This window comes from Streptomyces caniferus, assembly GCF_009811555.1.
GTDB lineage: Bacteria > Actinomycetota > Actinomycetes > Streptomycetales > Streptomycetaceae > Streptomyces > Streptomyces caniferus.
Genome location: NZ_BLIN01000005.1, coordinates 452,021 through 463,918, shown reverse-complemented (window position 1 = coordinate 463,918; position 11,898 = coordinate 452,021). Strand labels below are relative to the sequence as shown.

At 72.0% G+C, this 11,898-nt stretch carries 8 protein-coding genes; 4 read left to right on the top strand and 4 right to left on the bottom strand.

Annotated elements, in window-relative coordinates; genetic code table 11:
• Positions 1-106: 106 nt before the first annotated feature.
• Positions 107-1,255, bottom strand: coding sequence for a GNAT family N-acetyltransferase (locus tag Scani_RS18745; RefSeq protein WP_159477608.1), 1,149 nt, complete (start codon positions 1,253-1,255; stop codon positions 107-109).
• 388 nt (positions 1,256-1,643) lie between these two features.
• Here Scani_RS18745 and Scani_RS18740 point away from each other — a divergent pair, with 388 nt between their 5' ends.
• The 3 genes from Scani_RS18740 to Scani_RS18730 are packed head-to-tail and all read left to right on the top strand — an operon-like array spanning position 1,644 to position 4,525.
• Complete coding sequence (locus Scani_RS18740) at positions 1,644-3,047, top strand: hypothetical protein (RefSeq protein WP_159477606.1); 1,404 nt, start codon at positions 1,644-1,646, stop codon at positions 3,045-3,047.
• 9 nt (positions 3,048-3,056) lie between these two features.
• Positions 3,057-4,406: an MFS transporter gene (locus Scani_RS18735; protein ID WP_246296003.1), complete on the top strand. Its 1,350-nt coding sequence runs from the start codon at positions 3,057-3,059 to the stop codon at positions 4,404-4,406.
• An 8-nt stretch (positions 4,407-4,414) separates the two neighbouring features.
• Positions 4,415-4,525, top strand: a complete 111-nt coding sequence (locus Scani_RS18730) for a Tn3 family transposase (RefSeq protein ID WP_159477603.1) — start codon at positions 4,415-4,417, stop codon at positions 4,523-4,525.
• 81 nt (positions 4,526-4,606) lie between these two features.
• Here Scani_RS18730 and Scani_RS18725 read toward each other — a convergent pair whose 3' ends face one another.
• Both Scani_RS18725 and Scani_RS18720 read right to left on the bottom strand, forming a co-directional pair.
• On the bottom strand, positions 4,607-5,533 hold the full coding sequence (locus Scani_RS18725; RefSeq protein ID WP_159477600.1) for an NmrA family NAD(P)-binding protein: 927 nt from the start codon (positions 5,531-5,533) through the stop codon (positions 4,607-4,609).
• Entirely contained in the window at positions 5,530-6,354 is an 825-nt protein-coding gene (locus tag Scani_RS18720) for a polysaccharide deacetylase family protein (protein ID WP_159477597.1), read from the bottom strand. The genes Scani_RS18725 and Scani_RS18720 overlap by 4 nt, the downstream gene beginning before the upstream one ends.
• Before the next feature lie 88 nt (positions 6,355-6,442).
• On the opposite strand from Scani_RS18720, the gene Scani_RS18715 reads away from it, so the two are divergent.
• Complete coding sequence (locus tag Scani_RS18715; protein WP_159477594.1) at positions 6,443-6,793, top strand: winged helix-turn-helix transcriptional regulator; 351 nt, start codon at positions 6,443-6,445, stop codon at positions 6,791-6,793.
• Positions 6,794-6,962: 169 nt separating this feature from the next.
• Here Scani_RS18715 and Scani_RS18710 read toward each other — a convergent pair whose 3' ends face one another.
• Complete coding sequence (locus tag Scani_RS18710) at positions 6,963-11,897, bottom strand: non-ribosomal peptide synthetase (RefSeq protein ID WP_159477591.1); 4,935 nt, start codon at positions 11,895-11,897, stop codon at positions 6,963-6,965.
• Position 11,898: the final 1 nt, after the last annotated feature.

Below are 11,898 nucleotides of genomic sequence, written 5' to 3'. Positions count from 1 at the left end.
CGAGGACCGCGGGGGCGGGCACGGTCCGACCGGGTCGCAGCCGCACGGGGAACCGCGGGCCGTCTGCCGACGCAGACGGCCACGCCGCGGTCACCGGTGGCCGGTCTCAGCAGTACGGTCCCCAGAGCTCGCCGTCCAGGGCGGCGGACACCACGGGCGAGCAGTCGCGCAGGCCGGCGAGCAGGGCGCGGTTGTGCTCGCGGATCTCCTCGTCGTACCCGGCCAGCGGGCTGTCCTCGGACAGGTCCAGCAGCCACAGCGGCCGCAGCGTCGCGCCGCGCAGTGCCTTTCCTTCCGCGGTCCCGGCGCCCGCGTGCAGCCGGCGCACTCCCGGGAGCCGCGCCGCCATGTAGTAGGTGAGGTTGAAGTACTCCGCGGCCGAGACCAGCTGGTCGTGGTCGAGGCCGTGCGCCCGCAGGTACACGGTGTCACCGCAGCGGTAGTACAGGCAGAAGCCGACGGGCGGCTCGCCGGGGCGCGAGCACAGCACCACCTCGGCTTGCGAACCGGCGAGTTCACCCTGCTCGCGGAAGGACTCGGCCATCGGGGCCACGTCGACGGTGCGGCCGTAGCGCAGGAGCGAGCGGGCCAGCAGCCGGGCGACGTCCTGCCAGGACTCGGAGAGGGTGCGGTGCTCCAGCTCGTATCCGGCCCGCTCGAATTTCCGCACCTCGCTGCGGACACTGCGGGCCCGGCGCCCGGACAGCGAGTCCAGCCAGGCGTCGTAGCCGCCGGGCGGGATCTCGATCCAGGCATCGGTCGTCAGCGCGACCGGCGCGGTCCGCACCCCCGCCGCGCGCAGCGCCCCCACGTCCTCGGTGGTCAGGTACATCGCCACGCGGGCGACCTTCGACTCCTCGTGCAGGGGTGAGCGCAGCGCGCGGACGGCGTCGAGCACCCCGGCGGCGGCCTCGGTCCGATCGGTTCCCTCGCCGGTCAGCAGGTGCGCCAGGTAGCCGCGGCGCTGGCCGATGAGCAGGCCGCCCGGCGCGGGCGCCGGCAGTCCGCGCGCGGCCAGCAGCTCGTGCCACCGCAGGTCCGGGGTGGGCTCGTCGGTCACCGCCGCCACGGGGATCGCGGCCCGGCCGCCGCCCGGGGTCGCCACGTGCAGTCCGCCGGAGACCGCCCCGGGTTCGAGGGCGCACACCCGCAGCCACAGCGCCGACGAGTAGAACCTGCCGTCGGCGAGCCGGTCCCACTCGGCGTCCCCGAGGCCGCCGATGGGATCGGCGAACGTATCCGTCGTGGCGGTCATGGCGCCTCCCCTGTTCTCTGCCGGACCGTGCCCGCGAGTGCGCTGCGCGATCGGACGCTGAATGTGCCGAACATCGTGCGTGCGTGATAACTGACCGTGTGCGGCCGGTGATTGACGGGTGCGGCGAGCGGCCGGTCGATTTTCCCGAGACCGCCGGCCGGCGCCGGCCGCAAAGATGAGACGTTGCCGCACGGCTGCGGGACACTTCTCATTTCGGATGTGCGGACACTCTAGTCTCCGCGCGGAAGTCCCGTGTGCGCAAAGAGCGTTGGCAGATGAATTGAGGCGCGGAATTGAGTGAGAATTCAGTCGTGCGGGAGACCGGGGTGACACGGTGACACCCGCGGGCCGAGGAGCCCGGTCAGCAGCGAGCAGGAGCGGAGACCGCATGTCGGCGGAGCGGGTAACGGCCCGGTACAACGAGGAGTCCCGCACGCCGGGCAGCGGCTTGCCCGCGGTCGCCCGGCACGTCAAGGACTACCCGACGCTCGCACCGTGGCACGGCGAGTATCTGGCCAGACCCCTCCTCGTCGCCGAGCGTGAGATACGCGAGTTCGCCGATGACCTGCGGCACCTCATCGACATGCTCATTTCCCTGCCGGACCGGATGTTCGGCGGCGATCTGGAGGCATTCCGGTCGGTGCTCGGCATCGACGACGGCCAGTGGGACGTCATACGGAAGTTCGGTGACCTGACGCCACCCCACTTCGGCCGGGCCGACATGTACCACGACGGCACCTCGTTCAAGCTCCTCGAAACCAATCTGGGGAGCGAGTCCGGCGGCTGGGGCCTCGCGAGTGAGATATCCCAGGCGATGATGGAGGTCGACGCCTTCGCCGACTTCGCGCGCCGGAACCGGCTCGGTTACGTGCATCCCATCCGCGCCGTGGTGGAGGCGCTGCGCCGCTTCGGCGCCCCGGTGGCATCCGGCCGCGAGCCGGTGGTGGCCGTACTGGAATGGCGTGACGGTCTGAAGGACTACGGCGAGCTCTGGCGCAACTTCCAGTCGGCGCTGCGCTCGGCGGGCCTGAACGTCCTGCTGGCCGAGGTCTGTGACGTACACGAACGCGGTGGGGCGCTCTACCTTGGGGACACGAAGATCGACGTGGTCAACCGCGCCTTCGTCCCGGACCAGATCGCCGAGGAGCCCGGCGGCTGGGACCTGGTGACGCCCCTGCTGCGTGCGCACCGGGCGGGTGGGACGCGGTTGTGGACCCCCTTCTCCAGCAACGTGTTCGCCAACAAGGCGTGCATGGCCCTGGTGTCGGACCCGGCGCGACGGCGCGACTTCAGCGCGGACGAGTGCCGGATCATCGACCGGGTGCTGCCGTGGACCCGACTCCTCAACGCGGACGCGCTCAAGACCGACACCGACCTCATCGACGAATGCCTGGAGCGGCGCGAGCAGTTGATCCTGAAGGTCAACGCGCGCGGCGGCGGAGTCGGCGCCGTGGTGGGCTGGGAAACGGACGACGCCACGTGGCGGCGGGCCCTGGAGAACTCCGCCACCGAAGCGTGCGTCGTACAGCAGAGAGTGCTGCCGCGGTCGGAGCCGGTGGTGGACCCGGTATCCGGGGAAACCGAGGAATGGCATGCGGCCTATGGCATGTTCTACACGCCGGAGGGGTGTGCGGGAGCGTATGCCAAGGCGGTGCCGGCCGGTTCGGGCAGCATCATCTCCGTCGCGGCGCATGCCGAGGCGCGCAGCGCAGCCGTCTTCCATCAGAGCGAGCGGCCCGTCTGGGGCGAAGTGCCTGTTGTGGGCGCACCGCCCGCCCCTGCGGCGAAGTAAAGAGAAGTCATGATGTCGCAGCATTCCCCCGAGCCTTCTGCGTGGCGGCGGATCCAGACGGCCTGGGGTCTGCCGGACCTCGCGGGGAAAGGCCGATTCGTCACGGCCAATCTGATCGACAGCCTGGGAAACGGGCTGGTGATGGCGTTCACCGTGGTCTTCTTCGTGAAGACGACGTCGCTGTCACTGGTCGCCGTCGGCGCCGCGCTGACCGTCGGCCAGCTGCTCGTCCTACCCGTTCCGCTCCTTATCGGGCGCCTGTTGGACACCTACGGTCCGCGCCTCGTGGTCGCCGCGGGCAACTGGATTTCGGTGGCCGGATTCATCGGATTCCTGTTCTCGCACGCGGCCTGGCAGATCGTGCTGTGGCAGTTCGTGGTGCAACTGGGTGCCACCGCCTTCTGGATGGGCAACAGTCCGCTCACCGTCCTGGTCGCCGGGGGCGTCGAGCGGGCCCGCTGGTTCGGCTTCGTCCGTGCCCTGCGCAATGTCGGCGTCGGTTTCGGCGGCGCCGCGTCCGCGGTGGCCCTGAGCATCGGAACCGTCGCCGGGCTGCGGGCGGTCATGCTCGTCAACGTGGTCACCTTCGCCGTCGCAGGCTGGCTCGTGATCACCTTGCGGGGCGCGGACGCGAGCGGGACGGCCGGCGCCGGGCCCGCGGAGCCGGAGCAGGCGGCGGGCGACACCACCGGACGAGCCTCGGGCGGCTACCGCACCGTGCTGAAGGACACGCGGTATCTGCGGCTGGTCGCGACGAACCTCTCCTTCGTCTTCGCCTCCACGGTGCTCTCGGTGCTGCTCGCCGTCTACGCGGTGGACAACCTCGATGTCGGGGCCTGGATCGTCGGCGTGATCGTCGTGCTGAACGCGGTCATGGTCGCGCTGCTCCAGACGCTCGCCAGCCGCTGGATCGAGTCCCGCAGGCCGGTGACGGTGCTGGTGCTGGCCCTGCTGTGCAACGCGGCGGCATTCGCCGTCTTCGGCACGCTGCTCGTGCTGCCCGGCTGGGCGGTGATCGCCGGGATGCTGATCGCGATGGTGCTCTACACCGTGGGCGAGATGCTCAGCTCGCCGCCGACCAGTGAACTGAGCGTGGTGATGGCACCGGAGCATCTGCGGGGCCGCTATCTGGGCGTCTACCAGCTGTCCTGGTCGGTCGGCGGTGCCGCCGCCCCGGCGCTGCTCACCGCGCTGTTGGCGGGCGGTGCGGCGCTGCCCTGGGTGTTCCTCACCGCGATCAGCGTGCTGGCCGTACCACTCGTGCTCGGCCTCGACCGGCGGCCCGCGGCCACGAGCGAGGCCGCACCTGCCGCTGATGCCGCCCCCGTGGGGCAGTTCGACGGCGACCCCGTCGGCTGAGCCTGCCGGTGCCTGTCGAGGAACTGGGCCGGGCGGTGCGTACCTCGTTCGTCTGCGACTACGTCGCTGATGTGGAGATGCGGGGCGAGATCCACGAGCTCGCGTGCTGCTGGCGCTGAAGTCGTATCAGCGGATGGCCCCGGTCCGGAGCGACGAGTCCTGTCGTCCGTGCCCGCGTTCGGCCTTGACGTGGTGGGTGGTCATCCCGTCCAACCGGTGTGGTGCAGCCAGTCCTCGAAGGTCATCAAGTCGGGGTGCAGGCGGCGCAGGAGGTTGATGTCCCGGTCCCTGGCGTAGAGATCACGGTCGGCGAAGAACTGGAACATCGCTTCGTAGTCGTGGCTGAAGTCGGGGACGGCGGCGCGCAGGTCGTCATGCGGCATCGGGATGTAGGTGCTGGGGGTGCCCGTGACCTGCGAGAAGGTAGCGGCGATCTCGTCGCCGGTGAGGCTGTCGCCGATCACCGCGAGGTCGCGGGTACCCCAGGACTGCCAGTTGTCGAACATGTGGCCGGCGAACCAGGCGATGTCGTCGAGGGCGACGAGCGGGTAGTGGGCGGCGCCGAGGGGGAGCCTGAAGGTCAGGCCGCCCCGGCCGTCCGGTCGGGGGGCGAGTCGGTCCCGCAGGTTTTCGAAGTACGGCGCGGTGGTCAGTACCGAGACGTGGTCCGTGTACCAGCCGTCGGTCTCCTTTCGGAGCATTTCCTCCGACCGCATCAGGGCGATGTGGGCGGCGACGGCGGCTTTGCTGTCGAAGTGCGGGACGGGGTGGCCGGTCAGGGACACCGCGCTGTCCAAAGAGGACCAGATGAAACGCTCCACGCCGGCCCGCTCCGCGGCGGCCAGCAAGTGCAGCCCTTGCCGATACTCACCCACGGCGCTGCCCGTCGCGAAGAAGTCGGTGTTGGCGAACACGCGGTCGGCCTGCTCGATCGAGACCTCCAGGGCCGCCGAGTCGGAGCGGACCAGTCGGATGCGGTCGGGCGCGGTGGCGGCGAGTTCGGTGGCGTGGGCGGACTCCGGGTGGCGGGTGGGGACGGTGATGGTGGCGTCGGTGGTGGCCAACAGGTGTGGGATCACGTGCCTGCCCATGGCTCCGGTGCCGCCGACGACGAGGACGTGGGTCATGGCGTTCTTCCCTGGTGTGTCAGGACGTGTTCGGCCACCTGGGCGTGCGTGGCAACCCAGACGTCGCCGGACTCACGGATGTGGTCGAGGATCTGGCCGACCATGCCCGCGAGGAGCGGCCGGCCTCCGACGTGAGCGTGGATGGTCAGGCGGAAGACGCCTGGGCCGGGGGCGGCGAGCATCTGGTCCAGTAGCTCACGGTGCAGGTCGCGGTAGGCATAGGGGCCGGCCGCAGCCTCGCGGACGTCGGAGTGGTCGCTGTGCATGAGGGAAACCAGAGGACCGTGAGCGGTGGACAGGACCTGCGGGAGGTCGTGGTCGCAGTGGTCGCCGGTCCAGCGGTAGCCGGCCTCGGAGAGCAGGCCGGCAGTGTGCCTCGAACCGGTGGCGCGTGGCCTCATCCACCCTGTCGGGCGGACGCCGGTGACTCGGCGAAGGATGCCGGTACATCGACGGATATTGGTCCGCTCGGCATCGACATCGAGCAGCGCGGGCACCACGTCCTGGGTCCAGGAGTGTGCGGCGATCTCGTGACCCGCCTCGTGCACGGCCATGACGGTCGCGGGGTACCGCTCGGCCACCAGTCCATTGACGCCGACGGTGGCGGGCAGGTCACCGAGGACGTCGAGCAGCCGCCAGATGCCGGTGGTGACGCCGTAGTCCGCCCAGGAGGTGCTGTGCGTGTCGTCGGTGCCGGACAGCGGCCACGCCGCGGCCATCGGCGCGTAGGCGGGCCAGTGCCCTGGTGACCACATCTCCAACGCGACGGTGACCAGCGCTACGGCCTTCCGCCCGCCCGGCCATTCGGTCTCTGCCCTCATTCGGTCCCCCTGCTCGGTAGCTTCCACCGTGGACGCTGGTGAGGCGGTAGGTACCTCCAGGTTCCTGGCAGCGGGCTACCGTCGGGGCATGCGTGAGTACCCCGGCAGCGTCTTCCTCGCCGACTGCCCGGCTCGGCTGGCGATCGAGATCATCGCCGACAAGTGGGCGGTGGCCGTGCTGTTCGCGTTGAGCCGGGAACCGTGCAGGCACGGCGAGTTGGTCGACCTGATCGGCGGAGTCTCGCGGAAGGTGCTGACCCAGACGCTGCGGCGGTTGCAGGGGTACGGCTTGGTCGACCGCCATGCCGAGGCCGGGAAGGTCGAGTACGTGCTGACAGACTTGGGCCGGACGCTGGTGAAGCCGATCGCCGTGCTGACCGAGTGGGCTCACGAGCACGGCGCGGCCGTGGTGGGATACCAGGAGGCCGAAAGAGACTGAGGAACGGCCACGCCTCGGCGGGAGACCGGTGGCGCACATGGATATCGCCCTGTCTCCGCTGCGCTCTGCACGCGGACGACGGCGCAGCCGCGGTGCATGAACGGCTGCGCCGGCACATGACCCGACGCTCAGACGTCGAGGGGGACAACGCCTGTGCTCCTGGCGCTGCTCATCGCCGTGTGTCCGCCTCCAGGGCTTCGGCGAGGCCCGCGAGGGTGGGGTTTCGGAAGACCAGGACCGGCGAGACCCGGCGCCCGAGTCGCTCGCCGAGCCGGCCCGCGACCGTGGTGATGGTCAACGAGGTGCCGCCGACATCGAAGAAGTCGTCCTGAGGCCCGAAGTCGTCCTCGACGCCCAGGCACTCCCGCCACACTTCGGCGACGAGGAGCTGCTGCTTGGTGACGGCCCGGCGGGTGGCGGGGGCCGGGGCGGACACCGGGCGTGGGTCGGGCAGGGCGCCCCGGTCGACCTTGCCGTTCGGGGTGAGGGGGATCTCGCCGATCACGGTGTAGCTCTGCGGCAGCATGTACGGCGGCAGTTGCTCCGCCAGGTGGGCGCGCAGTTCCGCCGGGTCCGGGGCGGGTCGGTCGGGGTGCTCGGGGATCAGGTAGGCCGCCAGCTGGTCCACACCGGCGCGGGTGCGACGCACCGCCACCACACAGTCGGCCACGCCGGGGTGGCTCTGGAGCGCGGACTCGATCTCGCCGAGCTCGATGCGGAAGCCGCGCACCTTGACCTGGTGGTCGTTGCGGCCGAGGAAGACCAGATTTCCGTCGGGCAGCAGCCGGACCACGTCGCCCGTGGCGTACATACGGGCGCCGGGCTCGGCGGCGTACGGGTCGGGCAGGTACGCCGCGGCCGTGCGGGCCGGCCTGCCGAGGTAGCCGCGGCCGACCGCGCTGCCGCCGACGTACAGCTCGCCGCGACAGCCGGGGGCGACCGGGCGCAGCCGCGGGTCCAGCACGTAGAGGTGCGCGTTGTCGGTCGCGCGGCCGAACGGGACGCTCGGGAGATGGCTGTGCCGGTCGAGCAGTTCCTCGGTGATCGGGCAGAACGCCGAGGTGACGGTCGCTTCGGTGGGCCCGTACTCGTTGAAGACCTGGCACCCCGGCGCGGTGGCGGACAGGATGCGGCGGGCTATGTCGTGCGGCACGGCCTCGGCGCCGGTGAAGACCAGGCGTACGGAGGCGAGTCGTGGAGCGGGATCAGTACCGGACTCCAGGAGGATCCGCATCTGCGAGGGCGTCGCGTTGAGCGTGGTAATGCCGCGCTCGGCCACCTCCCGCAGGAACTCCTCGGGGTCGTAGGCGGCGGTGGGGCTCGCCAGGTGCAGTTCGGTGCCGGACACCAGGCACTGGAAGATCTCCCAGACCGAATTGTCGAACGCCACCGAGTGGTTGAGCAGGGCCCGGTCCCGCCCGGTGAGTCGGCACAGCCGCTGGTTCCACTCCAGGAACCCGGTGATGTTGGCGTGGGTGATCGCGACGCCCTTGGGGTTGCCGGTCGAGCCGGACGTGTAGATCACGTAGGCGAGGTGGTGGGGTTGTGCCTCCTCGGCCGGCCCGGGATCCGCACCGGGCTCCTGGTCCACCGCCACGAGGCGCACGCCGTCGCCGAACAGGGCCGAGGCGGGGTGCCCCGGGTCCGCGACGACCAGGCGTACGCCCGAGTCGGCCAGGAGGTACTGCAGCCGGTCCGCCGGGTAGCCGGGGTCGAGCGGGACGTAGGCGCCGCCCGCCTTCAGCACGCCCAGCAGGGCGACCACCAGCTCCACCGAGCGTTCCAGGCAGACGCCGACCAGGCTCTCGGGGCGCACGCCCCCGGCCCGCAGCTCCCTGGCCAGGGCCGAGGCCCGCGCGTCGGTCTCGGCGAAGGTCAGCGACCGGCCGTCGCCCACGACGCAGAGCGCGTCCGGGGTGGTCCGCACCTGGCGGTCCCACAGGCGGACCAGGGTGGTCGGCTCGGACAGTGGTTCGGCCCGGTTGCCGGTGGAGAGGGCGCGCAGCTCATCGGCCGAGACGATCTCCAGCTCGGACAGCTGGGCCGTGGCGTCGGACACCATCTGCTCGATCACCCGAAGGAAGTGCCGGCCGAAGCCCCGGACGAAGTCCGCGTCGAACAGGTCGGTGGCGTACTCGACGGAGACGCTGAGGTCACCGGCCCCGGCGGCGTGGTCCGTCACGTCGAGGGCGAGGTCGAAGCGGGCAGTGCCCAGCCGCCCCTCCAGCTCCTTGCGGTCGTACAGCTCGGTGACGGGACCGGCCCCCGGCTCCTCGTGCAGGGCGAACAGCACCTGGAAGAGTGGGTTGCGGCTCAGATCGCGCTCCGGGCTCAGCTCCGCCACCAGCTTCTCGAAGGGCAGCTCCTGGTGCGCGTACGCCTGCCGCGCGACCTCACGGACCCGGCCCAGCAGCTCGTGCCAGGTCGGGTCGCCGGACAGGTCGGTGCGCAGGACGAGGGTGTTCACGAAGTAGCCGACCACCTCGTCCAGTTCGGGGCGCGGCCGGCCGCCTGCCAGGGTGCCGACGGCGACATCGCTCTCGTCGGCGTACCGTCCGAGCAGCACCTGCAACGGGGCCAGCAGGCCCATGAACAGGGTGACACCCTCGGCCCGGCACAGCGTCCGCAGCCGGTGCGCCAAGTCAGCGGGGATGCGCAGCAGTTCGCGGCGGCCGCGGTGGCTCGCGACGGCCGGCCGGGGGCGGCTGGTCGGCAGCTCCAGGGCGGGCACGCCGGACAGTCGCGTGCGCCAGTGGTCGAGCAGCCGCTCCAGCTCGGCGCCGGTGAGTCGCTCGCGCTGCCAGGCCGCGTAGTCGGCGTACGTCACGGGCAGCGGTGCCGGGGCGGGGCGGCGGCCGGCGGCGAGCTCCGTGTAGAGCTCGCCCAGTTCCCGCACCATCAGGTCGACCGATGTGCCGTCACAGGCGATGTGATGAATCGTCAGCAACGTGAGGTCGCGGCTCGGGGTGCGCAGCACGTCCGCGCGCAGCAGCGGTGGGCGGTCGAGGGCGAAGGGGGCGCGGATCCGCTCGGTCATCAGCGCGTCCAGGTCCTCCTCGGCGACCTCGGTGCGGCGCAGCGGCACCGGCCCCGGCTCGCGCAGTTCGGGGCGGCCCCGGCCGGCGACGGCGACGAGGGCCGTGCGCAGCGCCGGGTGCCGGCGCACCAGCGCGGACAGGCAGTCCTGCAGCAGCGTCAGATCGACGCGCCCGCCGGGCAGGCCCAGGGCGACCGGCAGGTGGTAGGCGGGCACTGCGTCGTTCAGCTGCTCGAAGAACCAGATCCGCTCCTGGCCGAAGGAGAGCTCGGCGGTCGCGGCTGCGGGGATCGGCTCGTCGTCCGAGGGCGCCACACCGTCCAGGGCGGCGGCGAGCGCGGCGGGTGTCGGATGCGCGAAGACCGACTGGGCGTCGACCGGCACGCCGAGCTCCGCACGCAGCCGGGCCACGGCCCGTACCGCGGTGAGCGACTGGCCGCCCAGGCCGAAGAAGTCGTCGTACGGGGACACCTCGTCGAGCCCGAGCACCTCGGCCCACACGCGGCACACGGCCGCGGTGTGCGGCGGCAGCGGGGCGTCGTCGGGCACCGGCCCGCTCGCCCGGACCGGGCTGTGCGGGATCCGCCGCACGGCGCCGCGGTCGGCCTTGCCCGCGGGGGTACGGGGCAGGGCGTCGAGCACCGCGTAGCCCTGGGCCACCATGTGGGCGGGCAGCCGCTGCGCGAGGTGGTCGCGGACCTGGCGGGGCAGGTCCGCGGATCGGGTCCGCGCGTCGTGCGCGGGCACGAGGTACGCCACCAACTGGTCGCCGCCGGCCGCCTCACGGTCCACGACCACCACCGCGTCCGCCACGAGGGGGTGGCTGCGCACACAGGCCTCGACCTCGCCGAGCTCGATCCGGAAGCCGCGCACCTTGACCTGGTCGTCGTTGCGCCCCAGCACCTCCAGCATGCCGTCGGCGGACCACCGGGCGAGGTCGCCGGTCCGGTACAGGCGCCCGGAGGCGTCCCCGAACGGGTCGGGCACGAACCGGTCGGCGGTCAGCGCGGGCCGGTTGAGGTAGCCGCGCGCCACGCCCCCGCCGCCGATCCACAGCTCACCGGTGACCCCCGGGCCGGCCTCCCGCCCGCCCTCGTCGACGACGTGCAGCCGGGTGTTCGACAGGGCCGTGCCGACCGTGACCCGGTCGGCCACGGCGTCGATACGGGCGGCACTGGCCCACACCGTCGCCTCGGTCGGCCCGTACAGGTTCCACAGGGTGCCGCCGGTGGCGAGCAGGTCCCGGGCCAGCTGCGGATCGAGCGGCTCACCGCCCGACAGCAGGACCCGGCCGTGCCCGTCCGTCCAGCCGGACGCCAGCAGCATCCGCCAGGTGGTGGGGGTCGCCTGGACGACGCTCACACCCGCCTCGGCGACGGTGGCGGCCAGCAGCTCGGGGTCGGTGTTGGCGGCGCGCGGGGCCATCACCACCGTCGCTCCCCGGGTCAGCGGCAGGAACAGCTCCAGTATCGAGATGTCGAACGACAGCGGGGTCAGCGCGAGGACCCGGTCGTCCGCCCCGAGGCCGGGGCGTTCGGCCACACTGCGCAGGAACGAGGCGAGCGCCGCGTGGTCGACGGCCACGCCCTTGGGCAGGCCGGTCGAACCGGAGGTGTAGAGGACGTACGCCAGGTGGTGCGGGTGCACCACCTGGGCCACCGGTCCGGCAGCCTCCGCGGGGAGGTCCTCGACCAGCAGGACGTCGGCCACGCCGGACGCCAGGGCCTGCGCGCGGTGGTCCGCGTCGCACACCCACAGCCCGGCCCCCGAGTCGGTGGTCATGTGCCGCAGCCGGTCGGCCGGATAGCTCGGGTCGAGGGGCAGGTACGCGGCGCCCGACTTCAGGATGCCGAGCAGGGCCACGACCATCTCGACCGAGCGGCCGAGACAGACGCCGACCAGGTGCTCCGGTCCGATGCCGCGTGCCTGCAGCTCGGCGGCGAGCGCCGTGGCCTGGCGGTCCACGTCGGCATAGGTGGCGCGGTTCGCTCCCGCGACGACGGCGACCGCGTCGGGTGTCGCGGCTGCCTGCTGCTCCCACAGTGCGACGAGGGTGGTCGGCGCCATG